Origin of the sequence: Enterobacter sp. JBIWA003 (assembly GCF_019968825.1) — a bacterium.
Lineage (GTDB): Bacteria > Pseudomonadota > Gammaproteobacteria > Enterobacterales > Enterobacteriaceae > Enterobacter > Enterobacter quasiroggenkampii.
In genome coordinates, this window is sequence record NZ_CP074170.1 from 1139924 (window position 1) to 1166599 (window position 26676).

General features: G+C 57.1%; 25 protein-coding genes, 1 other RNA gene and 1 pseudogene. 19 read left to right on the forward strand and 8 right to left on the reverse strand.

The genetic code is table 11. From position 1 onward, the window contains the following. Positions 1-14 precede the first annotated feature (14 nt). From ppiD to KGP25_RS05410, 5 genes are all read left to right on the forward strand, one after another. On the forward strand, positions 15-1886 hold the full coding sequence (ppiD, locus tag KGP25_RS05390; protein ID WP_223540077.1) for a peptidylprolyl isomerase: 1872 nt from the start codon (positions 15-17) through the stop codon (positions 1884-1886). A 148-nt stretch (positions 1887-2034) separates the two neighbouring features. Then, positions 2035-2415: a helix-hairpin-helix domain-containing protein gene (locus KGP25_RS05395; protein ID WP_045909776.1), complete on the forward strand. Its 381-nt coding sequence runs from the start codon at positions 2035-2037 to the stop codon at positions 2413-2415. Between the two features lie 99 nt (positions 2416-2514). Continuing rightward, entirely contained in the window at positions 2515-2913 is a 399-nt protein-coding gene (locus KGP25_RS05400; RefSeq protein WP_024906822.1) for a YbgC/FadM family acyl-CoA thioesterase, read from the forward strand. Positions 2914-2960: 47 nt separating this feature from the next. Next, positions 2961-3314, forward strand: coding sequence for a type II toxin-antitoxin system RelE/ParE family toxin (locus KGP25_RS05405; RefSeq protein WP_069720235.1), 354 nt, complete (start codon positions 2961-2963; stop codon positions 3312-3314). Beyond that, positions 3301-3630 carry an addiction module antidote protein gene (locus KGP25_RS05410; RefSeq protein WP_028012165.1) on the forward strand — a complete coding sequence of 110 codons (330 nt, stop codon included), beginning with the start codon at positions 3301-3303 and terminating at the stop codon, positions 3628-3630. Before KGP25_RS05405 ends, KGP25_RS05410 begins: the two co-directional genes overlap by 14 nt. Positions 3631-3632: 2 nt before the next feature. Here KGP25_RS05410 and queC read toward each other — a convergent pair whose 3' ends face one another. Then, complete coding sequence (queC, locus tag KGP25_RS05415) at positions 3633-4328, reverse strand: 7-cyano-7-deazaguanine synthase QueC (protein WP_155020534.1); 696 nt, start codon at positions 4326-4328, stop codon at positions 3633-3635. A gap of 66 nt (positions 4329-4394) precedes the next feature. Continuing rightward, entirely contained in the window at positions 4395-6095 is a 1701-nt protein-coding gene (locus KGP25_RS05420; RefSeq protein WP_045909772.1) for an SgrR family transcriptional regulator, read from the reverse strand. A gap of 101 nt (positions 6096-6196) precedes the next feature. Between KGP25_RS05420 and cof the strand changes: the two genes are divergently transcribed. After that, positions 6197-7015, forward strand: a complete 819-nt coding sequence (gene cof / locus KGP25_RS05425) for an HMP-PP phosphatase (RefSeq protein WP_045909771.1) — start codon at positions 6197-6199, stop codon at positions 7013-7015. A 41-nt stretch (positions 7016-7056) separates the two neighbouring features. Here the strand turns inward: cof and KGP25_RS05430 are convergent, their stop codons facing one another. Beyond that, positions 7057-8103: a PLP-dependent cysteine synthase family protein gene (locus KGP25_RS05430; RefSeq protein ID WP_048030096.1), complete on the reverse strand. Its 1047-nt coding sequence runs from the start codon at positions 8101-8103 to the stop codon at positions 7057-7059. 115 nt (positions 8104-8218) lie between these two features. Here KGP25_RS05430 and KGP25_RS05435 point away from each other — a divergent pair, with 115 nt between their 5' ends. The 5 genes from KGP25_RS05435 to amtB all read left to right on the forward strand — a co-directional run bounded on the left by KGP25_RS05435 (position 8219) and on the right by amtB (position 14138). After that, the gene (locus KGP25_RS05435; protein ID WP_008503307.1) at positions 8219-8677 is read left to right on the forward strand and encodes an Lrp/AsnC family transcriptional regulator; all 459 of its coding nucleotides are present in this window, start codon (positions 8219-8221) and stop codon (positions 8675-8677) included. A 30-nt stretch (positions 8678-8707) separates the two neighbouring features. Continuing rightward, a complete protein-coding gene (locus KGP25_RS05440; protein ID WP_223540078.1) occupies positions 8708-10480 on the forward strand; it encodes a SmdA family multidrug ABC transporter permease/ATP-binding protein in 1773 nt (590 codons plus the stop codon). Then, positions 10473-12254, forward strand: coding sequence for a SmdB family multidrug efflux ABC transporter permease/ATP-binding protein (locus KGP25_RS05445; protein ID WP_048030098.1), 1782 nt, complete (start codon positions 10473-10475; stop codon positions 12252-12254). Before KGP25_RS05440 ends, KGP25_RS05445 begins: the two co-directional genes overlap by 8 nt. Positions 12255-12474: 220 nt before the next feature. After that, positions 12475-12813, forward strand: a complete 339-nt coding sequence (glnK, locus tag KGP25_RS05450) for a P-II family nitrogen regulator (RefSeq protein ID WP_008503304.1) — start codon at positions 12475-12477, stop codon at positions 12811-12813. A gap of 35 nt (positions 12814-12848) precedes the next feature. After that, positions 12849-14138 carry an ammonium transporter AmtB gene (amtB, locus tag KGP25_RS05455; protein WP_047074530.1) on the forward strand — a complete coding sequence of 430 codons (1290 nt, stop codon included), beginning with the start codon at positions 12849-12851 and terminating at the stop codon, positions 14136-14138. A 95-nt stretch (positions 14139-14233) separates the two neighbouring features. Here the strand turns inward: amtB and tesB are convergent, their stop codons facing one another. Beyond that, entirely contained in the window at positions 14234-15094 is an 861-nt protein-coding gene (gene tesB, locus KGP25_RS05460) for an acyl-CoA thioesterase II (protein WP_023293157.1), read from the reverse strand. Between the two features lie 203 nt (positions 15095-15297). Here tesB and KGP25_RS05465 point away from each other — a divergent pair, with 203 nt between their 5' ends. Then, a complete protein-coding gene (locus KGP25_RS05465) occupies positions 15298-15825 on the forward strand; it encodes a YbaY family lipoprotein (RefSeq protein WP_045909766.1) in 528 nt (175 codons plus the stop codon). A 30-nt stretch (positions 15826-15855) separates the two neighbouring features. On the opposite strand, the pseudogene KGP25_RS05470 reads toward KGP25_RS05465, so the two are convergent. After that, positions 15856-16253, reverse strand: a pseudogene (locus tag KGP25_RS05470) (MGMT family protein). An 84-nt stretch (positions 16254-16337) separates the two neighbouring features. Between KGP25_RS05470 and ffs the strand changes: the two are divergent. The 3 genes from ffs (at position 16338) to KGP25_RS05485 (ending at position 17160) form a co-directional block, all read left to right on the forward strand. Next, positions 16338-16434: signal recognition particle sRNA small type (ffs, locus tag KGP25_RS05475), an RNA gene on the forward strand. Positions 16435-16696: 262 nt separating this feature from the next. Then, positions 16697-16948, forward strand: coding sequence for a hypothetical protein (locus KGP25_RS05480; protein ID WP_223540079.1), 252 nt, complete (start codon positions 16697-16699; stop codon positions 16946-16948). Then, positions 16945-17160 (forward strand): hypothetical protein, encoded by a 216-nt coding sequence (locus KGP25_RS05485; protein WP_008503298.1) that lies wholly within the window; start codon positions 16945-16947, stop codon positions 17158-17160. The genes KGP25_RS05480 and KGP25_RS05485 overlap by 4 nt, the downstream gene beginning before the upstream one ends. A gap of 82 nt (positions 17161-17242) precedes the next feature. Here KGP25_RS05485 and KGP25_RS05490 read toward each other — a convergent pair whose 3' ends face one another. After that, the gene (locus tag KGP25_RS05490) at positions 17243-18664 is read right to left on the reverse strand and encodes a PLP-dependent aminotransferase family protein (RefSeq protein ID WP_223540080.1); all 1422 of its coding nucleotides are present in this window, start codon (positions 18662-18664) and stop codon (positions 17243-17245) included. An 86-nt stretch (positions 18665-18750) separates the two neighbouring features. Here KGP25_RS05490 and KGP25_RS05495 point away from each other — a divergent pair, with 86 nt between their 5' ends. From KGP25_RS05495 to KGP25_RS05505, 3 genes are all read left to right on the forward strand, one after another. Further along, entirely contained in the window at positions 18751-19362 is a 612-nt protein-coding gene (locus KGP25_RS05495) for a membrane protein (protein ID WP_032656565.1), read from the forward strand. Between the two features lie 78 nt (positions 19363-19440). Next, a complete protein-coding gene (locus tag KGP25_RS05500) occupies positions 19441-20511 on the forward strand; it encodes a LacI family DNA-binding transcriptional regulator (RefSeq protein WP_126534539.1) in 1071 nt (356 codons plus the stop codon). A gap of 102 nt (positions 20512-20613) precedes the next feature. Beyond that, positions 20614-23703 carry a beta-galactosidase gene (locus KGP25_RS05505; protein WP_223540081.1) on the forward strand — a complete coding sequence of 1030 codons (3090 nt, stop codon included), beginning with the start codon at positions 20614-20616 and terminating at the stop codon, positions 23701-23703. Positions 23704-23742: 39 nt separating this feature from the next. Here KGP25_RS05505 and KGP25_RS05510 read toward each other — a convergent pair whose 3' ends face one another. After that, positions 23743-24564 carry a nickel/cobalt efflux protein RcnA gene (locus KGP25_RS05510; RefSeq protein ID WP_223540082.1) on the reverse strand — a complete coding sequence of 274 codons (822 nt, stop codon included), beginning with the start codon at positions 24562-24564 and terminating at the stop codon, positions 23743-23745. Positions 24565-24697: 133 nt separating this feature from the next. Here KGP25_RS05510 and KGP25_RS05515 point away from each other — a divergent pair, with 133 nt between their 5' ends. Further along, entirely contained in the window at positions 24698-24970 is a 273-nt protein-coding gene (locus KGP25_RS05515; protein WP_024906840.1) for a metal/formaldehyde-sensitive transcriptional repressor, read from the forward strand. Here the strand turns inward: KGP25_RS05515 and KGP25_RS05520 are convergent. Beyond that, positions 24963-26528, reverse strand: coding sequence for an EAL domain-containing protein (locus KGP25_RS05520; RefSeq protein ID WP_223540083.1), 1566 nt, complete (start codon positions 26526-26528; stop codon positions 24963-24965). The genes KGP25_RS05515 and KGP25_RS05520 overlap by 8 nt on opposite strands. Positions 26529-26676: the final 148 nt, after the last annotated feature.

Sequence of the window (26676 nt, forward strand, 5' to 3'; positions counted from 1 at the left end):
AGTGTTGTTACACCATGATGGACAGCTTACGCACGGCTGCTAACAGTCTCGTGCTCAAGATTATTTTCGGTATCATTATCGTGTCGTTCATATTGACCGGCGTGAGCAGTTACCTTATTGGCGGTGGCGCGAACTATGCCGCAAAAGTGAATGGCCAGGAGATCAGCCGCGGTCAGTTCGAGAATGCTTTTGCCGGTGAACGTAACCGTATGCAGCAACAGCTGGGCAACCAATTCTCTGAACTGGCAGCGAACGAAGGGTACATGAAAACCCTGCGCCAACAGACTCTGAACCGTCTTATCGACGAAGCGCTGCTGGATCAGTATGCCAAAAAACTGGGCCTTGGCATCAGCGATGAGCAGGTGAAAAAAGCCATTTTCTCCACGCAAGCCTTCCAGTCTAACGGTAAATTCGACAACGCGCGTTACAACAGCATCGTTAACCAGATGGGGATGACGGCCGATCAGTACGCGCAGGCTCTGCGTAACCAGCTGACCACTCAGCAGCTCATCAATGCCGTTGTCGGCACTGATTTCATGCTCAAAGGTGAAACGGATGAACTGGCCGCGCTGGTAGCACAGCAGCGCGTTGTACGTGAAGCGACCATTGATGTGAACGCCCTTGCCGCGAAACAGCAGGTGAGCGACGCTGACGTTAACGCTTATTACGAGCAGAACAAGAATACCTTTGTTTCTCCAGAGCAGTTCCGTGTGAGCTACATCAAGCTGGATGCGGCCGCGCTGCAGGAAACCGCGTCTGACGCGGAAATCCAGTCTTACTATGACCAGCATCAGGATCAGTTCACACAGCCGCAGCGTAACCGCTACAGCGTGATTCAGACCAAAACCGAGGCGGATGCCAAAGCGGTACTGGATGAGCTGAACAAAGGCGCTGATTTCGCGACCGTCGCGAAAGCGAAATCCACCGACATTATCTCTGCGAAAAACGGCGGCGATATGGGCTGGCTGGAAGACGCGACCACGCCGGACGAGCTGAAAAATGCCGGCCTGAAAGAGAAAGGCCAACTGTCTGGCGTCATTAAATCTTCCGTAGGTTTCCTGGTCGTGCGTCTGGACGACATCACCGCGGCGAAAACCAAGCCGCTGGCTGAGGTTCGCGACGATATCGCGGCGAAAGTGAAACAGGAAAAAGCGCTGGATGCCTACTATGCACTGCAGCAGAAGGTGAGCGATGCTGCCAGCAACGACAACGAATCTCTGGCGGGTGCCGAGCAGGCGGCTGGGGTGAAAGCGGTTGAGACGGGCTGGTTTGGCCGTGACAACCTGCCGGAAGAGCTGAACTTCAAACCGGTTTCAGATGCCATCTTCAACGGTGGTCTGGTCGGCGAGAACGGCACGCCGGGCAGTAACTCTGACATCATTACCGTCGATGGCGATCGTGCGTTTGTGCTGCGCGTCAGCGAGCACAAGCCAGAAGCGGTCAAACCGCTGGCGGAAGTGAAGGATCAGGTCGTCGCTCAGGTTAAGCACAACAAAGCGGAACAGCAGGCGAAGCTGGATGCTGAGAAGATTCTGGCCGATCTGAAAGCGGGTAAAGAGGATGCGCTGAAAGCGGCTGGCCTGAGCTTCGGTGAAGCGAAAACGCTGAGCCGTACCGGTCAGGATCCAATCAGCCAGGCCGCGTTTGGCCTGACTCTGCCTGCGAAGGACAAGCCAAGCTTCGGTACTACCACCGATGCGCAGGGTAACGTCGTTCTGCTGGCGCTGGATGAAGTGAAAGCCGGTACCCTGCCAGACGCGCAGAAGAAGGCGATGGTCCAGGGGATTACCCAGAACAATGCTCAGATTGCCTTCGAAGCCATGATGAGCAACCTGCGTAAAGATGCCAAAATTAAGCTGGGCGACATCATCACTCAGCAGCAATAATTACGTATCTGCTCGCAGATTTTCGTAACGCTCTGCAATAACTAAAGGCCGCTTTCGCGGCCTTTTCCATTTCTGCACTCTGCTGTTTGTGCCGGTTTTCTCGGGCGGCTATCGTGACGGGGCTGTCAACAAACAAGGAGATAACAGCATGAAATGTGGAATCAAAGCACTGTTAATTACGCTGGCTATTGCCACCACCGGGATGAGCGCGGGGGCGCTGGCGGCGACGCCTGCCGCCAAACAACAGACGACACAGAGCAAATCCGACGCAGCGATGCCGGCGCAAGGGCAGACTAAAGCGACCGAAGCCGGTAAAAATGCGGACGATGATGGTACGCGGGTCAGCATCAATTCAGCCTCTGCCGAGGATCTCGCCCGCGTGATGAATGGCGTCGGACTGAAAAAAGCGCAGGCTATCGTCAGCTATCGTGAAGAGTATGGTCCTTTCAAAACGGTCGACGATCTCAAACAGGTTCCGGGCATGGGGAGCGCGCTGGTTGAGCGCAACCTCTCACACCTGACGTTGTAATCACGCAATTTCTTGCACTGCGGCAAAAATTTGCCAGGATAAAGAGGTCATACCAGTTATGACCTCTCATCCTACAATAACAGTAAAGGCTATTGCGCTATGCAGACAAAAATTAAAGTACGCGGTTTTCACCTCGACGTTTACCAGCATGTGAACAATGCCCGCTACCTGGAGTTTCTTGAGGAAGCGCGCTGGGACGGGCTGGAAAACAGCGAAAGCTTTCAGTGGCTGACCGCGCATAACATCGCGTTCGTGGTCGTCAATATCAACATCAACTACCGTCGTCCGGCCGTGCTGGGCGATGTACTCACGGTGACCAGCCAGGTGCAGCAGATCAATGGCAAAAGCGGCGTGTTAAGCCAGGTGGTGACGCTCGATCCCGAAGGGCAGGTGGTCGCTGATGCGCTGATTACTTTTGTCTGCATCGATCTGAAAACGCAGAAAGCGCTGCCGCTGGAAGGGGAATTGCGCGAAAAGCTGGAGCTGATGATCGCGTAGGAATTTGTCTTTTATAAAAGACAAAAGAGTTTTTCAGGGATAGAATAATGGACAGGGACTACGTTGTTGAACGTTACCGGACCCGTGACGGGAAAGTGCCGTTTGAGGAGTGGGTAGCCAGAATGAATAGAAGGGATCCGGATACGGTTTTCCGGATCCTTATGCGGATCAACCGTGCAATAAAACGTAATTTTGGCGATTACAGATACCTCAGGGAAGGTGTTTGGGAGATGCGAGTCGACAGTGGCCCCGGCTACAGAATCTATTTTGCAGTAGAGAATCGGCAGGTTTTATTGTTACTTATCGGTGGTGACAAAAAGAGCCAAAAAGCGGATATCAAACTGGCAATAGATTACTGGAAAGATCATCAAATAAAAGGACAATCGAATGAGCGCCACTGAACGAAAATATTCGAGTTCTGTTAGCCATCATGATGCTGTTGTGAAAATGCTACGAGAGAATCCTTCCTACGCTCAGCGTTATTTGCAAACAGCCCTGGAAGAAATCTATGAAGACCAGGGGATCCCTGCCTATCTCATTGCACTCCGCCAGGTGATCGAAGCACGAGGTGGCATCGGAGAAATTTCTGCTAAATCAGGCCTGTCTCGTCAGCAGCTATACCGAACCTTATCAGACAACGGCAACCCAACGCTGACAACGCTGATGAAAGTCACCCGTGCTGCCGGCGTGAAACTGTTCGACAGCACGGTTAAGTAGCCCTATTTAAGCCCGGTTTTTTTCTGCATAGCGGCCATCACGCCGGCTTTATCGGCCAGATAGTGATTCAGCCCATTCGCGCGCAGATTACAGGCGGCGCACTGGCCGCAACCGTCGCCTTTGATGCCGTTATAGCAGGTGAGGGTTTCGCTGCGAACCAGGTCCAGCTTGCCCCAGTAGTCCGCCAGCGCCCAGGTTTCGGCTTTATCCAGCCACATCAGCGGGGTTTCAAAGCGCGTCTCTTTCGCCATCCCCAGATTGACGGCGTGGTTTAACGCCTTCACGAACTCATCACGACAGTCCGGGTAGCCGGAGAAATCTGTTTCACACACGCCCGTGATCACCGCTTCGGCTTTCACCTGGTAGGCGTAGATCGCCGTCAGGGTCAGGAAGAGGATATTACGGCCCGGCACGAAGGTATTCGGAATGCCGCTGGCATCGGGTTCGTAGTCCGGGACGGGAATACTGTCCCGGGTGAGGCTACTCACGGCCAGTTCATTTAACAGCGTAACGTCCAGCACCTTGTGCGCGCGTGCCCCCAGTTTCAGGGTCAGTTCACGGGCAACGTCGATCTCAGCGCGATGACGCTGACCATAATCGAAAGTCACACAGTGAACTTCATCGTACTGATGAAGAGCCTGAACCAGGCAGGTAGTAGAATCTTGTCCTCCGCTGAACACGACGACGGCACGTTTCATAAATCATCTCGACTGTTACGGTAAAAACGTTATGTTACCGTCTGACCACGACGGCGACCAGCTTCTTCACGCTTTGGGGGCGGGCAGCCAGGCTTCGGTAAAGTCAAACCAGCCGCGAGTGTTGAGGCGTATGCCGTTGACACCCGGCGGGGCGCTGATCTGGTATTGATAATTGAACAGTGGGGTGATCACCGCCTTTTCCATGAGTCCGGAGAAAATGGCCCTCAGTCCGGCATGTCTGGCCTGCTCATCAGACTGAGTCTGTACCGCATCCAGCGTGGCCTGCAGATGGGCATATTGCGGCGCGCTCAGCAGGTGTGGCCAGAGGGCATCACAGCGTAGCCACTGCTCAAGCGTATATTCCGGCGCTTCGCCAATCAGCCTGTCACCCATCATGAGATCCGCGTCCGCCAGTTGCTGGCATCCGTCCCAGGTTTTTGCGTCGTGAAAGATAACCGTTAGCTCGCAGCCCTGCTGTGCAAGGTACTGTTTTAGCTGACGCGCCATCGTGTGCAACTCAACTGGCAAATGGTAAATCAGGGTTAAGGTCTCCGGCAGGGGGACATGTGCCAGATCCGACCACTGAGGGATCGCCCATCCGGGCAGTAATTCCTCTGTTGGGGTAATCAGCCCCTCGTTAAGCGGTAGCGTATGCAGAAGCGATGAGAGATGAATGATGTTGATGAGCCGTCGTGCCTGCATTTCACTCAGCCGCGGGCTTTGCTTCAGGGTGAGATAGCAAAAGCCAAGACTGGTACTGTTCGTCACCAGGCGCAGGCTTTCAAGTTCATCCGGCTCGCCAATGGCGATCTGCACCGGATGGCGACAGCTGGTACCCAGCCCATAGTCAAACAGCGTCGGTGTGATCCAATATTCGATAGCCTTAAGCAGCGGGTGGCTGAGATGGTACTGCTCGTGGCTTTCCAGACGGACAAGATCGGGCTCATATACGCTTAGCCTGAAGGGGCCGCAGCCCGTCATGGGCTGTTCGGGATGTGCAAGCCGGCTACAGTAGGTGGCCAGGCGGTGTGCCAGCCAGTAGTCCGGCTGGTGCAGCGTGAACGTCAGACACTGAGGGTGTGTGACGTCAATGCGCAGGACGCTCTGGAACAGTTTCCGCAGGGCGGGCAAGGCAAAAAGCGCATTCAGGCTTTGCTGAAGCTGTCCGGTTTCGACCTTATCGCCGTTATGCCAGTGTAAGGTGGAACGAATATAAAAATGCCAGCGCAAACCGTCCGCCGACACCTCCCAGTGATGGGCAAGGTCGCCAGTCGGTTCACTGCTGTTGCCGTGAAAGCGCGTCAGTCCTGAAAAGATCTGTCCTGCCAGATGCTGTTCCGCCCGACCGGGTAAAAAACCCGGATGAAGCGGATCCAGCGAGCGGTAATAGGGGATGCGCAGCGTTGGCGTATCGTTTTGCCACTGCCCGCCTAAAAAGGGATGCAGCAATGATCGCAATGCGTCGGGGGCGAGCTGGGCCAGCTCAAGCACGTTGTGCTGTTCTCCCCGCCTCAGCGCCTCCTCCATCATGGTATTGCGCAGAGATTCAGGCGCGACATGGAACGTCAGTTCACCCCGTTTACCGCGGCCGGACTGCGCTCGCCAGCTCAGCCAGCCCGCCTCCTGTGCCTGACGCAGCAGCGTTCGGACATGCCGCTCGCTGCAAAAACAGCGGGCGGCCAGCTCGCTGATGGTGACCTGTTGCGTTGCACCCTCGGAAGGCTGCCAGAGCCGGTGATACTGATTAAGTCGATTGAGCTGGCGCATGCTAAACCCGGAACAATAATTATCATCTTTTCACTATTACTTCCGTATATCTCACACGATACTGTTGCACAAGTTAACCGCATCACATTTCGGGAGTAATCATGGCTCGGCTCGCTGCATTTGATATGGACGGTACGCTGTTAATGCCGGATCACCGTTTAGGGGAGAAAACCCTGAACACGCTGAAGCGTCTGCACGAGCGTAATGTCACCCTGACGTTTGCCACTGGCCGCCATGTGCTGGAGATGCGCCACCTGCTGGGCGCGTTTTCCCTCGACGCCTTTCTGATCACCGGCAACGGGACGCGAATTCACTCCGTAGAAGGCGATGTGCTGCACCGACAGGATCTCAACCCGGAAGTGGCGGACATCGTGCTGCACAGTACCTGGGACACGCAGGCCAGTATTCACGTGTTCAACGATCGGGGCTGGTTTACCGGAAGCGACATCCCGGAATTATTGCACGCGCATGTGTATAGCGGTTTTACATATCAGCTTATCGATCTGCGTCGGATCCCCGCCCATGCGGTGACCAAGATCTGCTTCTGCGGCGATCACGACGATCTCTGTCGCTTACGGATTCAACTGAATGAGGCGCTGGGTGACCGGGCACACCTGACCTTCTCGGCGGTGGATTGCCTGGAAGTGCTGCCGGTGGGCTGTAACAAAGGTTCCGCTCTGGCGGTGCTGAGCGACCACCTGGGATTAACGCTGCAGGAGTGTATGGCGTTCGGCGACGCCATGAACGACCGCGAAATGCTGGGTAGCGTAGGTCGCGGTCTGATCATGGGGAATGCGATGGCGCAGCTGAAAGCAGAACTTCCTCATCTGCCGGTTATTGGTCACTGCCGTAATGAAGCAGTGTCCCATTTTTTGACGCATTGGCTGGACAATAACAACCTCCCCTATTCCCCCGAATAGTGAGACCCTTCCAGCAAGCCAGACTTCGGTCTGGCTTTTTTTTATTTCAGCAGCTGCGCAATCTGCGCTTTCCAGGGGGCGATGTCACCGATGTTAGCCTGCACCCACTCCGCATTGTAGTAGGTATCAAGGTAACGCTCGCCGCTGTCGCACAGCAGCGTGACGATGGAACCGCTGCGGCCCGCTTCGCGCATGCGTGCGGCAAGCTGCAGCGCACCCCACATATTGGTGCCCGTCGAGGCACCCACTTTGCGGCCCAGTTGCGTCTCCAGCCAGTGAGCAGTTGCCACGCTGGCGGCATCCGGCACGCGCATCATCTCGTCCACCACATCGGGGATGAAAGAGGGCTCGACGCGCGGACGACCAATGCCTTCAATTTTGCTGCCTACCGGGCTGCGCAGGTCGGCATCGCGGTTTTGCCAGTAGTCGAGGAACACGGAGTTCTGCGGATCAACCACCATCAGCTGGGTATCGTAGCCCTGACAGCGGATGTAGCGTCCGATCGTGGCTGACGTGCCGCCGGTACCGGCGCTCATGACAATGTACGACGGAACCGGATGCGGTTCGTGGGTCATCTGGCGGAAGATACTGTCGGCAATGTTGTTATTCCCGCGCCAGTCCGTCGCGCGCTCGGCGAAGGTGAACTGGTCCATATAGTGGCCGTTCAGCTCACGGGCCAGCATTTCGGAGGCGGCGTAGATTTCGCAGGCGCTTTCCACAAAGTGGCAGCGACCGCCGTAAAATTCGATCTGCTCGATTTTGCGTTTTGCGGTGCAGGAGGGCATCACCGCGATAAACGGCAGACCCAGCAGGCGGGCGAAATAGGCTTCGGATACTGCCGTTGAACCGGAAGAGGATTCAATAATGGTGGTACCCTCTTTAATCCAGCCGTTACATAAACCGTATAAAAACAGCGAGCGCGCCAGGCGATGCTTCAGGCTGCCGGTAGGATGGGTGCTTTCATCTTTCAGATAGAGCTGAATGCCGTCAAATCCCGGCAGGGAAAGGCGAATCAGGTGCGTATCCGCCGAGCGCTGATAGTCGGCATTGATTTCGCTGATCGCATGTTTAACCCAGGTGCTATTCATCGTCGTTATCCGTTTGTCATTTTGTGCCTAGCATAGCGAAAAGCACAGAAAAAATTGTTGCTATCTGGCCTTTAAAATAGAATGAAGGGAGAAAAATTTTCTCTGTGAGGTGGGTATGCTAGATAAAATTGACCGCAAGCTCCTTTCATTGCTGCAAAGTGACTGTACCCTCTCTTTGCAGGCGCTGGCAGATGCCGTTAATCTGACCACCACCCCGTGCTGGAAGCGTCTTAAGAAGCTGGAAGATGACGGCATTCTTCTGGGGCGCGTCGCGCTGTTAGATCCCGAAAAACTGGGGCTTGGGTTGACGGCATTTGTGCTGATAAAAACCCAGCATCACAGCAGCGAGTGGTATTGCCGCTTCGTCACCCAGGTGTCTGAGATGCCCGAAGTGCTCGGTTTCTGGCGCATGGCCGGCGAGTACGATTACCTGATGCGCGTCCAGGTGGCCGACATGAAGCGCTATGATGACTTCTACAAGCGGCTGGTGAACAGCGTGCCGGGGTTATCGGACGTCACCTCAAGCTTCGCCATGGAACAGATTAAATACACCACAGCATTACCTATTGAATAACTTCGTAAAATACCTTCAGGAACAAACCGCGTGCGATTATTTGCCCAATTAAGCTGGTACTTTCGTCGGGAGTGGCAACGCTACCTCGGTGCAGTCGCCCTGCTTATTATCATTGCCATCCTGCAGCTGATTCCGCCGAAAGTGGTGGGCTACGTCGTGGATGGCGTCACCGAACAGCATTACACCACCGCACGGGTGTTGATGTGGGTTGGCACGCTGGTGCTGACGGCGGTCATTGTTTATCTGCTGCGCTACGTCTGGCGCGTGCTGCTGTTTGGTGCGTCCTATCAGCTGGCCGTTGAGCTGCGCGAAGATTTTTATCACCAGCTGAGCCGACAGCATCCCGAATTCTATCTGCGCCACCGCACCGGGGATCTTATCGCACGCGCCACTAACGACGTTGACCGCGTGGTCTTTGCCGCCGGGGAAGGGGTGTTGACGCTGGTGGACTCGCTGGTGATGGGCTGTGCGGTGCTGATCGTCATGTCCACGCAGATCAGCTGGCAATTGACCCTGCTGGCCCTGCTGCCGATGCCGATCATGGCGCTGGCGATCAATCGCTATGGTGAACAGCTGCACGAGCGCTTCAAGCTGGCGCAGGCGGCGTTTTCGTCGCTGAACGATCGCACCCAGGAGAGCATGACCAGCATCCGCATGATCAAAGCGTTTGGCCTGGAGGACCGGCAATCAGCGCTGTTTGCGGCCGATGCCGCGGACACGGGAGCGAAGAACATGCGCGTCGCGCGTATTGATGCTCGCTTTGACCCGACGATCTATATCGCAATCGGCATGGCAAACCTGCTGGCCATTGGCGGCGGCAGCTGGATGGTGGTACAGGGCACGCTCACCCTGGGGCAATTGACCAGCTTTGCCATGTATCTGGGGCTGATGATCTGGCCGATGCTGGCGCTGGCCTGGATGTTTAACATTGTGGAGCGCGGCAGTGCCGCCTATAGTCGCATTCGCGCCATGCTGGCCGAAGCGCCGGTGGTCATCGACGGTAGCGAAGCCGTACCGGAAGGGCGCGGCGTCATGCATGTCGACATCCGCAAGTTTGTCTATCCGCATACGGAGCATCCGGTGCTGGAGAACGTCAGCTTTACGCTGCAGCCTGGCCAGATGCTGGGCATCTGTGGCCCGACGGGATCCGGTAAAAGTACCGTGCTGTCGCTGCTCCAGCGCCACTTTGACGTCACGCAGGGCGATATTCGCTTCCATGATATTCCGCTCACCAGCCTGCTGCTGGATGAGTGGCGTGGTCGCCTGGCGGTTGTCAGCCAGACGCCGTTTCTTTTTTCTGACACCGTGGCGAACAACATCGCGCTTGGTTGCCCGGCGGCAACGCAGGAAGAGATCGAGCATGTGGCACGTTTGGCCAGCGTGCATGATGACATTTTGCGCCTGCCGCAGGGCTACGACACCGAAGTCGGGGAACGCGGCGTCATGCTGTCCGGCGGGCAAAAACAGCGTATCTCCATTGCCCGCGCGCTGCTGCTGAATGCGGAAATCCTGATCCTGGATGATGCGCTCTCCGCCGTGGATGGCCGTACCGAGCATCAGATCCTGCATAACCTGCGCCAGTGGGGGGACGGACGCACGATAATCATCAGTGCCCACCGTTTGTCAGCGCTTACCGAAGCCAGCGAAATTCTGGTATTGCAGCACGGCCATATTGCCCAGCGCGGGCAGCATGACGCGCTGGCCGAGCAGCCGGGCTGGTATCGCGATATGTACCGCTATCAACAGCTTGAAGCGGCGCTTGACGATGCGCCGGAGCAGGATCAGGAGGCCGCCAATGCGTAAGCTCGGAACGATGTGGCCGACGCTTAAACGTCTGCTGGCCTACGGCTCACCGTGGCGTAAACCGCTCTCGGTGGCCGTGCTTTTACTCTGGATTGCGGCGATTGCCGAAGTGAGCGGTCCGCTGCTCATCAGCTACTTCATCGATAATATGGTCGCCAAAAGCTACCTGCCGCTCGGGCTGGTGGCGGGGTTAGGCGTGGCCTACGTTGGCTTACAGCTGACGGCGGCAGGATTGCATTATGCTCAGTCGCTGCTGTTTAACCGGGCCGCCGTGGGCGTTGTTCAGCAGTTGCGTACCGATGTCATGGACGCGGCGCTTCGCCAGCCGCTCAGCGAGTTTGATATCCAGCCGGTCGGGCAGGTGATTTCGCGCGTAACCAACGATACCGAGGTGATCCGCGATCTGTACGTGACCGTGGTTGCGACGGTATTACGCAGCGCGGCGCTGATTGGCGCGATGCTGGTGGCGATGTTCAGCCTCGACTGGCGCATGGCGCTGGTGGCGATCACCATCTTCCCGGCGGTGCTGATCGTCATGGTGATTTACCAGCGTTACAGCACGCCGATTGTGCGTCGGGTTCGCGCCTATCTGGCCGATATCAACGATGGCTTCAACGAAGTGATTAACGGCATGAGCGTCATCCAGCAGTTCCGCCAGCAGGCGCGCTTTGGCGAGCGCATGGGCGAAGCCAGCCGTTCACACTATATGGCGCGTATGCAGACGCTGCGCCTGGACGGTTTCCTGCTGCGACCGCTGTTGAGCCTGTTCTCAGCGCTGGTGCTGTGTGGGCTGCTGATGCTCTTTGGCCTGAGCTCAAACGGTACGATTGAGGTGGGCGTGCTGTACGCTTTTATTAGCTATCTGGGACGCCTCAACGAGCCGCTGATCGAGCTCACTACGCAGCAATCGATGCTGCAACAGGCGGTCGTCGCCGGTGAGCGTGTCTTTGAGCTGATGGACAGGCCGCGTCAGGCCTACGGCAATGATGAGCGACCTCTGCAAAGCGGGACTATCGCCTTTGATAACGTCTCGTTTGCCTATCGTGAAGACCGTCTGGTGTTGCAGGACATCACGCTTGACGTTCCGTCGCGCGGTTTCGTCGCGCTGGTGGGTCATACCGGCAGCGGTAAAAGCACGCTCGCCAGCCTGTTGATGGGCTACTACCCGGTCACGCAAGGCGAAATCCGCCTCGACGGGCGCCCGCTCGCGTCTCTTAGCCACACGGTGTTACGCAAAGGCGTTGCGATGGTGCAGCAGGATCCGGTCGTACTGGCCGATACCTTCTTTGCCAACGTAACCCTGGGACGGGACTATTCGGAGGAGCAGGTTTGGGCAGTACTGGAAACGGTGCAGCTGGCAGAGCTGGCGCGCGGGTTCAGCGACGGGATCAACACGAAGCTGGGCGAGCAGGGCAACAATCTCTCCGTGGGGCAAAAACAGCTCCTGGCGCTGGCGCGCGTCCTGATTGAAACGCCGCAGGTGCTGATTCTTGACGAAGCCACGGCCAGCATAGATTCCGGTACCGAGCAGGCGATTCAGCAGGCGCTGGCCGCCGTACGCGACCATACGACGCTGGTGGTGATTGCCCACCGTCTTTCCACCATCGTCGACGCGGACACTATTCTGGTGCTGCATCGCGGACAGGCCGTGGAGCGCGGTACGCACCGCGAGCTGCTGGAAGCAAAAGGGCGCTACTGGCAGATGTACCAGCTGCAGCTGGCGGGCGAAGAGCTGGCGGCCAGCGTGCGTGATGAAGAGTCGCTTAGCGCCTGATGCACTAAAATGAGGCGCCGCGCTAACAGTCATTCCTGTTGGTGCAAAACTGAAACGCACCCTGCACCGGCATGGTGCGTTTTTTTTCACCGGTTCATTTATCAGGACCGTGTAACGCACATCGCACCGCGATTTCCTCCCGTTTTCATTTCTGGCACATCCCTTGCAGTACCTTCCGCGTAAGCTGCGGCCATTACCGAATTCTGACTGGAGGGGATCTATGAAGCTGGTTACGGTTGTAATCAAACCATTCAAACTCGAAGACGTGCGTGAAGCATTGTCTTCAATGGGTATTCAGGGACTGACTGTCACCGAAGTGAAAGGCTTTGGTCGTCAGAAGGGTCATGCCGAGCTTTATCGCGGGGCGGAATACAGCGTTAACTTTCTGCCAAAAGTAAAAATTGATGTCGCGATTGCTGACGATCAGCTTGATGAAGTCATTGATGTCATTAGCAAAGCGGCCTACACCGGCAAAATTGGCGACGGCAAAATTTTCGTTGCCGAACTGCAGCGCGTCATTCGCATCCGTACCGGCGAATCTGACGAAGCGGCTCTGTAATTAACGCCTGGCACACAGTGATAGGGATCGAGAAAATGAAGATAGCAACACTTAAAACGGGTCTGGGTTCGCTGGCGCTGCTGCCGGGCCTGGCGCTGGCTGCTGCCCCAGCGGTGGCTGACAAAGCCGATAACGCCTTTATGATGATCAGCACCGCGCTGGTGCTGTTCATGTCCATTCCGGGCATTGCGCTGTTCTACGGCGGCCTGATCCGTGGCAAAAACGTTCTCTCCATGCTGACGCAGGTTGCCGTGACGTTCGCACTGGTCTGCGTGCTGTGGGTGGTTTACGGATACTCGCTGGCGTTCGGCACGGGCAACGCGTTCTTTGGTAACTTCGACTGGGTGATGCTGAAAAACATTGAACTGACCGCGCTGATGGGCAGCTTCTATCAGTATATTCACGTGGCGTTCCAGGGCTCCTTCGCCTGCATTACCGTCGGGCTGATTGTGGGCGCGCTCGCTGAGCGTATTCGTTTCTCTGCGGTCCTGATCTTCGTGGTGGTCTGGCTGACGCTCTCCTATGTGCCGATTGCGCACATGGTCTGGGGTGGCGGTCTGCTGGCGACGCACGGCGCGCTGGACTTCGCGGGCGGTACCGTTGTTCACATTAACGCCGCGGTCGCGGGTCTGGTGGGCGCATACCTGATTGGCAAACGCGTGGGCTTCGGTAAAGAGGCGTTCAAACCGCACAACCTGCCGATGGTCTTTACCGGTACCGCGATCCTCTACTTTGGCTGGTTTGGCTTCAACGCCGGCTCAGCCAGTGCCGCAAACGAAATTGCCGCACTGGCCTTCGTGAACACCGTGGTGGCCACGGCGGGCGCAATCCTCTCCTGGGTATTTGGCGAGTGGGCGGTGCGCGGTAAACCTTCCCTGCTGGGTGCCTGCTCGGGGGCGATTGCGGGTCTGGTCGGTATTACGCCTGCGTGTGGTTATGTCGGCGTAGGCGGCGCGCTGCTGGTTGGCCTGGTGTCCGGTCTGGCGGGTCTGTGGGGCGTGACCGCACTGAAACGTCTGCTGCGCGTGGATGACCCTTGCGATGTATTTGGCGTTCACGGCGTCTGCGGGATTGTCGGCTGTATCATGACCGGTATCTTCGCGGCGAAATCACTCGGTGGTGTGGGCTATGCAGAAGGCGTCACCATGGTTCATCAGGTGCTGGTGCAGCTGGAGAGTATTGCTATCACCGTGGTGTGGTCTGCGGTTGTCGCGTTCATCGGCTACAAGCTGGCGGATATGACGGTTGGTCTGCGCGTACCGGAAGAGCAGGAACGCGAAGGTCTGGATGTGAACAGCCACGGCGAGAATGCGTATAACGCATGATCTGAGTGTCTTGCCGGGTGGCGGCTTCGCCTTACCCGGCCTACAACAGCACAAAACGTAGGCCCGGTAAGCGTCGCGCCACCGGGCTTTTTACATCAACCTCTGTTACGCATTACCCCTTCCTGCACCGTTGAAGCTACCAGCACGCCGTCCTGAGTATAAAACTCCCCACGCACAAACCCGCGGGCACTGGATGCCGACGTACTCTCCACGCTGTAGAGCAGCCACTCATTCATGTTGAAGGGACGGTGGAACCACATCGAGTGATCGATCGTCGCGACCTGCATCCCTTTTTCGAGGAAGCCGACGCCGTGCGGCTGCAGCGCCACCGGCAGGAAGTTGAAGTCAGACGCATAGCCCAGCAGATACTGATGGACGCGGAAATCTTCCGGCACGGTGCCGTTGGCGCGGATCCACACCTGACGCTTTGGCTCGGCGGTGTGGCCCTTCATTGGGTTGTGGAATTCGACGGGGCGGATCTCAAGCGGCTTATCGCAGAGAAACTTCTCTTTGACCTGCGGCGGCAGCAGATGCGCCAGGGCGCGAGCGATATCCGTCTCCGATTTGAGATCGTCCGGCGAGGGGGCAGGGGGCATGACTTTCTGGTGCTCATAACCCGGCTCTGGCGCCTGGAAAGAGGCGGTCATGTAAAAGATCGGCTTACCGTTCTGAATGGCCGCGACGCGGCGCGCGCTGAAGCTGTTACCGTCTCGCAGAACTTCAACGTCATACACGATGGGTTTCGCGCTATCTCCAGGGCGTAAGAAGTAGCTGTGGAATGAATGCACCAGACGGTCTGCCGGGACAGTCTCCTTTGCAGCGTACAGCGCTTGTCCAACGACTTGCCCACCGAAGACCTGGCGTAAGCCTAAATCTTCGCTCTGTCCGCGAAAGAGTCCTTCCTCAATTTTTTCCAGATTCAGTAATGTCAGCAGATTGTTCAGTGCCTGACTCATAGTTGTCCTCAATAAACGCCGTAGCGAAAGATAGGCAGAGTATAACGCAGAAATGAAAGTGGTCCGATGGGTAGAATAATCTGAATATCGGGATGATTTCAGGCATTAATCAGTGAGTTGTGCCACACTTAATGACGTTATGTGATTGAAACGACATCGGATGGGATCGATCCCGCTGGTGCATTGATGATAAGGAGACTTCAATGAAACTCGTGCCTATGCTAAGTGGTGTAGCGATTGCGGTGGCGTTGTCCGCCTGTGCCGGTAAGAGCGCCCAGGTGCCAGTACCAGCAGCTGACCCGAACGGGATTAATACCCTTTCGCAGCAGTCCATTCAGCAGCCTAACGTTTCCGGTACCATCTGGATTAAACAGAAAGTTGCGTTGCCGCCGGATGCGGTATTAACGGTGACGCTGTCTGATGCTTCCCTGGCCGACGCGCCGTCGAAAGTCGTGGCTCAGCGTGCCGTCCGTACTGAAGGCAAGCAGGCGCCGTTTAGCTTCGTGTTGCCGTATAACCCGTCGGACGTGCAGCCTAATGCCCGTATTCTGCTGAGCGCAGCGGTCACCATCAACGGTAAGCTGGTGTTTATCACCGATACGGTCCAGGAAGCGATTAACAACGGTGGGACCAAAATCGACCTGAACCTGGTGCCTGTGCAGCAGACCGAAGTGCCGATCGCCCCGCAGACCAATCAGCCGTCCCTGCCAACCCCACCCACTCAGATGTAATGGGTATTCCCCTCTCCTTCGGGAGAGGGGTTAATACACCCACCGGTACTTCTGCAAATCGATCTGACCCGACCCTGACACCTGCACCCCCTCTGAAAGTAACGCCTGACGCTGACGCTGGAGATCCGGCCCGGTGAGTGAGATGACGCCATGACGGTTCACCACCCGATGCCAGGGCAGCGTACTGCCTTCCGGCAGCCGTTTCAGGACGCCTCCAACCTGTCGCGCCGCGCGCGGGGAACCGGCCAGGCGCGCGACATCACCATAGGTGGTGACATAGCCCTCCGGGATTGAAGCCACGATTTGCCATACGCGCTGTGGAAAGGAGTCGTGCTCGTCCATACCTTCACCTGTGGGGAGTTTCTGGAGAGCCATGGTAAACGAAGATCGTCATGATTGCTGCGCCTGTTTGCGCAAGAAACCAGCATCCGGTTCCTGGCGGCTTGCAATTGGGCCTTCGCACAGGGATAATGCGCCAGCGCGTTGGTTATCAACGCTCTCAATGGGGGCTCTGTTGGTTCTCCCGCAACGCTACTCTGTTCACCAGGTCAGGTCCGGAAGGAAGCAGCCAGGGCAGACGACGTGTGTGCCGGGATGTAGCTGGCAGGGCCCCCACCCATTTCCGCCCTCATAAAATCTTCCTGCTTTCACCTCTCACTTTTGACGGCTATCCCACAATAATATTATGCCTATATCGTGTAATATATATTTCATCGTGCTGAAATATTATTGTCATAAACCTGTAATAATAGTCGGGCATTTTATCATTGGCCGTCTATTTTCTGGCATAACTCAAAAAAATATATATCTGGATAACATTGTTAACTTCGTGTATTAAATAAAGTACTTATTCCGAAGGGAAGTGACAAACATGGCTAAAGCGGTATTAAACGTTAAGATTGATGACGCGCTAAAAGAAAGGCTTCGCCACTATGCGGAAGTGAATAACGAGAACTTAAGCGTGACGACAGAGAAACTGCTGCTGCTGGCGTTCGAAGCAGTAGAAGAGGCGGGAGTATCGGAAGAGGATATTGATAATCAGCATACGGAAGAAGAGAGTGTTTCTCCATTTACTCCTAAAGAAATCAAGGCTCTACGTAAACTTCTGAAGAAGAGAAAATGAAACAACAACTGTCAACTGCCAGTGACTACAAAGAGGCCTGCGATCTGCTGCGTTCAGGCTACGTGAAGCATGTACGTCTTGGCTGGAATGTCGGAAGTGATGAGTTCTTTCGTATTGCGTCTGACTGGTGTGATACTGGCGCAAAAATAAAGAAAGACGGTGAAAACTTCGTTATTTCACTGAAAGGTTTTCCTATTCCTGCTCAGCATTAATTCCGGATGGGTGAAAACTGCTGACTGTATCCGTGACAGTCAGCAGTTTTTATTTTTTATGATCGGCTTCAAACTTTTAATATTAAATCACGCTGCGTTTAGCGGCTGGCACGTTTTTATTCAGGGCGAGCCATAACGGTTTAATCCTCAGCAGCGCCTGTTCAAGCTCTGTTGGCTCGAGCGAGAAGGGCATCCGCAAATAGCGGTCAAACGCACCCGATAAACCAAACCGCGTACCGGTTCCCAGATTAATCCCCAGGATCTCAGCCCTCGCGGCAAGCTGCGTCGCCAGCATGCCCGGTAGCTCGATCCAGTAAGAGAGCCCGCCTTCCGCTTCATGGAATGTCCAGTCCGGGAAATGTTCACGCAGCAGTTCACCGCATCGATTGCGTCGTTCCGCCAGCATTTTGCGGCGGGCGGGTAGAAACGTCTCACTGTTGTTGATGAGCCACAGCGCCGCCAGCTGTTCCAGCAGCGGTGAACCTAAATCGAGGGTATCTCGCGTTTGGGCAAGCGTGGCGATCGTGCGCGAGGAGGCGCGGATCCAGCCGAGACGCAGCCCGCCCCAGAAACTTTTTCCGGCGGAGCCTAAGGTGATGACGGTGGCCTGCGGGTTAAAGGAGGCCAGCGGAGGCGGAGGAGGGGCGTCAAACCAGAGATCCACCATCGTTTCATCCACCACCAGCGCCGTACGGGTTTGCGCAGCAATATCGGTAATGGCCTGACGGGTCGCGATATCCATACAGCGCCCGGTGGGGTTATGAAAATCAGGCATCAGGTACGCCAGGCGCGGCGCGGTTTGGGCAAGCGTGGCGGCGAAGCCATCCGTATCCCAGCCCGTTTCCGGTAGCGACACCCCCACGGGCCGACACTGCGCGCCCTGAATGGCGGCAATCGCCAGCGGATAGGTGGGGTGATCGACCACGACGCGATCCCCGGGCCCGGTCATCATCCGCAGTACCAGCGCGAAGCCGCTGACGGCGCCATTGACCACCATCACTTCGTCCGCGCGGGTGGGAAGGCCCCGCGCGGTATAACGCGCAGCGATGGCCTCCCGTAGCGTTGGCAGTCCCAGCTGATCGTAGCCCGTCAGCGAGAGGTGCTGCGTAATGGCCGTGAGCGCATGGGTATACGCCTGGTGGATCTCCGGTCCGGCATTGAGGGCGGCAGTGGAAAGATCCAGCGCGGCACTCGCTGCGGAAAGCGTGGGAACGGCGCGCGTATCCGGGAGGATCACGCGTGACCCGCTGCCGTGGCGGCTCTCAAGATATCCCTCCTCGCGGAGATGGGCGAGGGCGCTGCTGATGGTAGTCCGGCTTACGTCCAGCGCCGTGGCCAGCTCGCGCTCTCCCGGTAGCCGTGTATTCAGTGCCAGACGTCCATCAAGAATTAACAGGCGCAGCGCATCGGCCAGCTGTCGCCAGAGCGGCGTGCGGGATGAGGTTTGCTGCCAGTGGCCTAAAAGGCGTACCAGCGACTGGCTTCCGAAGCGACGTGACGACATATGCAGTCCACTATTTGAAAACTGGACATTAATCATAGTGCCATTTTGGGTCAGGATGAAAATCTGGTTCACTGGAGAAGATAAAAATGGTACGTCGTCTGCTACAACTCTATGTCGGTTTAGGACTGTATGGCCTGTCCACCGCGATGTTTATTCGTTCCGATTTGGGTGTCGATCCCTGGGATGTTTTTCACCTTGGGGTGGGGATACAGCTGGGGATGACCATCGGGACGGTGATCATTTTAACCGGTGCTGCGGTGCTGCTGCTGTGGATCCCCCTGCGCCAGATGCCGGGCCTGGGCACCATCAGCAACGTGATTTGTATCGGTCTGGCGGCGGACGCCAGCATGGCGCTTATTCCGGAACTGGATTCGTTACCTGTTCGCATCGCTTTCCTGGTGTCGGGCATCGTGATGAACGCGATTGCGACCAGCATGTACATTGGCGCCGGTTTTGGGCCTGGCCCGCGCGACGGCCTGATGACCGGCATTCATGCCCGTCTGGGGTGGTCCATTCGCAGCGTGCGTACCTCCATTGAGGTGTCCGTCCTGCTGATTGGGTGCGTGCTTGGCGGCACGTTTGGGGTGGGAACGGTCGTGTATGCCCTGACCATTGGCCCACTTATCCAGCTCTGTCTGCCCTGGTTCCGCCAGAAGCCGCGCGTTGCTGAAATCGCGCAGCCGGAGCGGGTTGTCTAATTTTGCGAAGCGCTCACATGCTTTAACGGCGTCGCTGTGCCACAATAATGGGCCACGACTCACGCGATGCCACAATGCATGAAAGCGATCACTCTCTATGATGTCGCCCTCCTTGCGGGGGTTTCTTATCAGACCGTCTCTCGCGTCATTAACGACGCCGAGCATGTCTCTGCCCGCACGCGGGAAAAGGTGCAGCAGGCGATGGCGGAGCTGCACTACGTGCCTAACCTGCGGGCACAGCAGCTGGCGGGTAAACGCACCCGCACGCTGGGACTCATCACCACCGATCTTGCCCTGCATGCGCCCTCGCAAATTGTGTCGGCGGTAAAATCACGTGCGGCCGAAAAAGGGGCGAGCGTCCTCATTTCCATGGTGGAGCAGCCGCAGCAGTGTCAGGCCGCGCTTCAGGCGCTGCTGGCACAGCGGGTGGAGGCGTTGCTGGTGAATGTGCCGCTCGACGATCCTGACGCTGAAGCGCTCAGGGCGCTGGCATCACCCGTTCCGGTGCTGTTCCTTGATGTCTCGCCTTCAGCACAGGTAAACAGCCTCGTCTTTAACGCCAGTCAGGGTGCGCATCTGGGCGTTGAGCACCTGCTTTCACTGGGGCATCAGCATATTGCCCTGCTGAGCGGGCCGGAAAGCTCGGTCTCTGCTCGGGCGCGTCTGGCAGGTTGGAAAGCGGCTCTGGCCCGCGCGGGGCATGACGCCGCTGCGGTGGCTTATGGAGACTGGAGCGCGGCCAGCGGTTATGAGAAAGGACATGTGCTGCTGTCGGGGAGCGCATTGCCGGATGCCATTCTGGTGGCTAACGATCAAATGGCGCTCGGAGTGATGCGCGCCTGTGCTGAAAAGGGGATCGCGATTCCAGGTCAGATGTCGGTGGTCGGGTTCGACGATACGGCTGACAGCGCCTGGTTTTCCCCGCCGCTGACGACCATTCGCCAGGCATTTCGCGAGGCGGGCGAGCGCAGCGTGGAGTGGCTGCTGGCCCCCACCGAAGGCGAGACGTGCTGGCAGGTTCAGCTGCCGGTGGCGCTGGTTACCCGGCATTCCACCGCGCGCCGCGCGCCGCAGCAGGCCGAACGCGAGGATCTGGCGCAGCAGCTCAGAAGTCTGGCACTTCTGGCCGAGCAGCTTGCCCGCAAATAAAACTTTGTGATCGGACTCGCTACCCTGCGATCGAACGCTTTACCGTCACAGAGTGCCAGGGCATGTTAACCAAAATTGTGAGCGCTTCGCAAAGAGGTTGATATGTCTCATACACCTTCGCTGACCCTCAGCGACATCCTGGCCCGTCGGGACTGGGAAAACCCCGGCGTTACCCAGTGGAACCGCCTGCCCGCACACGCGCCGTTGCACAGCTGGCGTAATGAATCTTCCGCCAGAGATGACGCTGGATCTATCAGCAGGCGCTCTCTTAACGGGATGTGGCGATTTAGCTACTTTTCTGCGCCCGAGCGGGTTCCTGAGGCATGGGTCAGCGAAGATTGCGCGGATGCCGTCGCGATGCCCGTGCCGTCGAACTGGCAGATGCAGGGGTTCGATACGCCCATCTATACCAATGTCACCTATCCGATCCCCGTTAACCCGCCTTTTGTACCGCAGGAAAACCCGACAGGTTGTTACTCGCTCACATTCGACGTGGATGACGCCTGGCTTCAGAGCGGGCAAACCCGAATTATTTTTGATGGCGTGAACTCGGCGTTCCATCTGTGGTGCAACGGGCAGTGGATAGGCTATTCCCAGGACAGTCGATTGCCCGCCGAGTTTGACCTCTCGGCGGCATTACGCCCCGGGCAGAACCGCCTGGCGGTCATGGTCTTGCGCTGGTGTGACGGCAGCTATCTGGAAGATCAGGACATGTGGCGCATGAGCGGCATTTTCCGTGATGTCTCCCTGCTGCATAAGCCGGAGACGCACATTGCGGATTATCATGTGGTCACCGATCTGAATGCGGAGCTGGACCGCGCGGTGCTGAAAGTCGAGGTCGCGCTGACAGGCGCTGACTACGCTGAGTGCGAGTTGGCGATAACGCTGTGGCGCAACGGTGAACGCTGTGGCAGCACTACCCAACGGCCAGGCTCTGCCATTGTGGACGAGCGCGGCAACTGGGCCGAGCGGTTAACGGCGGCGATCCCGGTTACAGCCCCGGCGTTATGGAGTGCAGAAACCCCGGAACTCTATCGCCTGACGATCGCGCTTTTGGATGCGCAGGGCACCGTGCTGGAGACGGAAGCGTGCGATGTCGGCTTCCGCCGCGTTGACATCAGCAACGGCCTGCTTAAGCTCAACGGTAAACCGCTGTTGATCCGCGGGGTTAACCGGCACGAGCATCATCCGGAAAACGGCCAGGTGATGGACGAAGCGACGATGCGTCGCGATATCGAGATCATGAAGCAGCACAACTTCAACGCCGTGCGCTGCTCGCATTACCCGAATCATCCGCTGTGGTACCGGCTTTGCGACCGCTATGGGCTGTACGTTGTTGACGAAGCCAACATCGAAACCCACGGCATGGTGCCGATGAGCCGCCTTGCTGACGATCCGCGCTGGCTGCCCGCCATGAGCGAGCGCGTGACCCGTATGGTGCAGCGCGATCGTAATCATCCCTCAATTATCATCTGGTCGCTGGGCAATGAGTCCGGGCACGGTGCAAACCACGACGCGCTGTACCGCTGGGTGAAATCCACGGATCCGACGCGTCCGGTGCAGTATGAAGGTGGCGGCGCGAACACGGCGGCGACCGATATTGTCTGTCCGATGTATGCCCGGGTCGATCAGGATCAACCCTTCCCGGCAGTGCCTAAATGGTCAATCAAGAAATGGATCGGCATGCCGGATGAAACACGCCCGCTGATCCTCTGCGAATACGCCCACGCGATGGGGAACAGCTTCGGCGGGTTCGCGAAGTACTGGCAGGCGTTTCGCAGCCACCCTCGGTTGCAGGGGGGATTTGTCTGGGACTGGGTCGATCAGGCTCTGACGAAGCAAGATGAAGAGGGCAATTCGTTCTGGGCATACGGCGGGGACTTTGGCGATAAGCCAAACGACCGACAGTTCTGCCTGAATGGGCTGGTCTTCCCCGATCGCACGCCGCACCCGGCGCTGTACGAGGCGCAGCGCGCGCAGCAGTTCTTCACCTTTACGCGGGTCAGCACCTCTCCGCTGGTGATTGAGGTGCAAAGCGGCTACCTGTTCCGCCATACCGATAACGAAGTGCTGAGCTGGACGGTCGCCCGGGATGGGGAGGTGCTGGCTTCGGGCGAGGTGACGCTGGCGATAGCCCCTGAAGGCGCTCAGCGTCTGGAGATCGCTCTGCCGGAATTGAAAGCCGAACCGGGGGAAGTCTGGCTGAATGTTGAAGTGCGCCAGCCGCGGGCAACGCCGTGGTCACCGGCTGACCATCGCTGCGCGTGGGAGCAGTGGCCGCTTTCGTCTCCGCTGTTTGTCGCACCGCCAGCCTCTGCGGGGGAGCCGCCGGTTTTGACGCAAAACGACCGCATCCTGGCGATCGCGCATGGTCAACAGCGCTGGCAGTTCGATCGTTCATCCGGAAACCTAACCCAATGGTGGCGAAATGGCGTGGAAACGCTGATGTCACCTCTGACGGATAACGTCAGCCGTGCGCCGCTGGACAATGATATTGGCGTGAGTGAAGCGACGAGGATCGATCCGAATGCCTGGGTTGAACGCTGGAAAGCGGCGGGAATGTACGATCTCACCTTACGCGTTTTGCGCTGTGAGGCAGAGCAGCATGCGGGTGAAGTCGTGGTCAACACCCTTCACGTCGGGGAGTATCATGGCAAAACGCTGTTCCTGAGCCGTAAAGTCTGGCGGGTGGATGACCAGGGGAGGCTGCACGGCGATATTCAGGTGGATATTGCGTCCGATATCCCGGAACCCGCACGTATTGGCCTGAGCGTTCATCTCGCCGAAACGCCGGAAAATGTGTCCTGGCTGGGGCTGGGGCCGCATGAAAACTACCCGGACAGAACGCTGGCGGCACAGCAGGGACGCTGGACATTACCCCTGGCGGAGATGCACACGCCGTATATCTTCCCGACGGAAAATGGTTTGCGCTGTGATACGCGGGAGCTGGTGCTGGGAACGCATCAGCTACATGGCCGGTTCCATTTCTCGGTGAGCCGCTACAGCCAGCAGCAGCTGCGGGAGACAACCCATCACCATCTGCTGCGGGAAGAGCCGGGGTGCTGGCTCAACCTCGACGCGTTCCATATGGGCGTGGGCGGCGACGATTCCTGGAGCCCCAGCGTTTCACCGGAATTCATTTTGCAGACACGCCAGCTTCGCTACACCTTTAGCTGGCAGCAAAATCCTTAACGGATCATTGAGATGCGGCCACAGGGCGTGGCCGCAGGCTTACGCCAGAATGCCGCTCAGACCGTGCAGGCTCATATAAATTCCTACTAGGGTAATCAGCGCAGCGGAAATCCACGGCGCTTTACGGGAAAGCTCGTTAAACCCGGGCCAGCGTTTTGTCGCGTGCTTGAGGCTTAAGGCGGCAATCGCACCGGAAGCCACCAGGGTTAACGCCAGACCAATACTGAAGCTGAACACCAGCGTCGCGCCGAGGGCAAAATGCTTCAGCTGCAGGCAGATCAGCAGAACGGTGATGGATGCCGGGCAGGGGATAAGCCCGCCGGTCAGGCCAAACATGACGATCTGTCCTGTGGTGACGTTTTGTCCGCTAAAGCGCCGGTTGATATCCTGCGCGTGCGCGCGCTGGTGGGCGTCCTGCCACTCTTCTTCAACCAGCGGGTGTTCGTGGTGGTGATGTTCATGATGATGGTCATGATCATGGTGGTGGTGATGATCATGGTCGTGATGATGATCGTGTGGCTGGCTCTCTTTCCAGGTTCGCCACGCCATCCACAGGGCGATCGCAACGATCAATACCCCGGAGATCAGCTGGAACCAGGGTTCAGACGTATGCGCATCCCATCCCCGACCAAACCATAAACCCGCCATGGCGATAATCCAGACCACTGCCGTATGGGAAAGCGTGGCCGCCAGGCCGAGCAGGACCGCCTGTTTCAGCGTACCGCGGATAGCCACGATAAAGGCGGCCATCATGGTCTTTGAGTGGCCCGGTTCCAGGCCATGCAGCGCGCCAAGCAGGATGGCGCTGGGAACAAACAGCCAGGCATTACCCTGCTGCAGAAGTGAAGCAAAATCGGTCATGGGGGATTCCGGCATGGAAAATGTCTGCAAATACTACTCCCCCCCAGTAGGGTAATACTACCCCCCAGTAGAAAAATACTCAGGGGGAGTAGAGCGTGTTATGCTTTAAAAGCCAAAAATAAGGGATAGAGAGATGTCACATACCGTTCGCGACAAGAAAATGTTACTGACTCGGCTGAAGAAAATTCAGGGGCAGAGCAACGCTCTGGAGAAAATGCTGAACAGCGATCACGAATGCGCCGAGGTGTTACAGCAGCTTGCGGCGATCCGCGGGGCGGTCAACGGCATGATGATGCAGGTGATCGAAGGGCATTTAACCGATCATGTGGTGAAAGAACCTGAAGAAGCGCAGCGTGAAGCCGATCTTGGCGTGGTGCTGCAGGTGATCAAATCCTATCTTAAGTAGCGTGCGTGCCGAGGTTATTCTCTGCCCAAAGGATAAATTCCATTTTCGGCAGCGCTTTGCTGTAGTACCAGCCCTGCCCGTACTGCACGCCGTGCTGGTGCAGCCAGGCGAGCTGCCCGGCGGTCTCGACGCCTTCCGCCACCATCGCCAGATTCAGCGACTTCGCCATTTCAATAATGTGTGGCGTCACGTTTTTGTACTCCAGCGCATCCACGAACGATTTATCAATTTTTAGCGTGTCGACATCCAGATCCTGCAGATAGCTCAGGCTGGAATAGCCCGTACCAAAATCATCAATATAGACAGGATGCCCCGAACGGCGGAATGCGGCGATTGCCGGCGCGCTGATTTTGGGATCGGCAAAGCCGCGCTCGGTGACCTCAAGGGCGATTTGGCCCGGGTGGACCTTCCATTTGTTCAGCAAGTGACTCAGCAGCGGCGGCAGCGTGCCGGAGGTCAAATCGGCGGGCGCGAGGTTGATGGAGATATGCTGATCGGGGTGAAGGTGCAGCCAACTGCCCATATCCTCGAACACTTTTTCGATAACGAGCTGCGTCAACTGGGAGATAAGCCCGGTTTGCTCAGCAAGGGGAATAAAAATATCAGGCGAGAGGCTGCTTCCGTCCGGCTGCGGCCAGCGCGTCAGCGCTTCTGCGCCGACAATTTTTCCGCTACACAGCGCCACGATGGGCTGATAGTGAACCACAAAATCGCGGCTGTTAATGGCGTCAAGCAGGCGGTTGCGCGGCGACTGGATGCGACGCAGTATCCGCAGGACAAAGAGCGCGGCAAGCAGGCTTATCAGGACGCCGAAGGGCAGCCATAAAAGCAGCTGCCGGTGCCAGGTTTCCGCCAGCGGTTTGAGCGTAGCCCATGCGACAACGGTAAATCCCAGTTCAGGTACAGGCTTCATAACGTACATTGAACCGTCGTACTGTATGCTGGTCATCGCCTGACCTTTGATCATGTCACGGATATGCGGATCGAGTGTATTGCTGCTGGCGAAGATACGGTGTGTTGTGCTTCCTACCAGGGCAGCATCAATCGCTATCTCGCCGAAAGGGATGACATCCACCAGTGAGGCCGGATCGACCAGGACAAGGTAATGACCTTGCCCCAGCACGGCCATGTAGCGATGAAACCCAAGATCGTTTTGCGTGGTCAGCCATGCGCTGTAACCGTCTTCGGTAATGCGCATCGGCGGGGGGAAAGGGGCGGCATGGCTGGTTTGCTCAAGAGAGGAGCAGAGCGGCCTGAGGTTGTCGATATAAATCACTTCCTGAACGTATCGCCACGAGAAAGCGACCCGTCGCATCTCTCTTAACTGCAACGGGCTGCACGGCACGCCCTCAAAGGCCTGCAGATGATTAAGCGCTTCTTTCGCCTGATCCACGACCTTGTCGGTGCGTATCAGCACGCGTGAGGCATAGTTTTCCAGCGCATCGACAAATTTATCTTCCGCCTGGCGATGGGCCAGCCAGATGCTCAGGCAAATGGGGACCAGCACGGAAAAGATGAGTACGCCAGTCACCAGACTGACCAGATGTCGGGTTTTCATGCTGTCGTGTCCTTCCTCGTATACCCGTTCCTGAGCACTGAGTTCCCTGCCTGAAGAGAAAGATTTTACCGCGAAATGATATAGTTATAGCACGTGGGTGGCCTGGTTTTCATTTTATCTCAGGTAAACCAGAAAATATCGTCAGAGG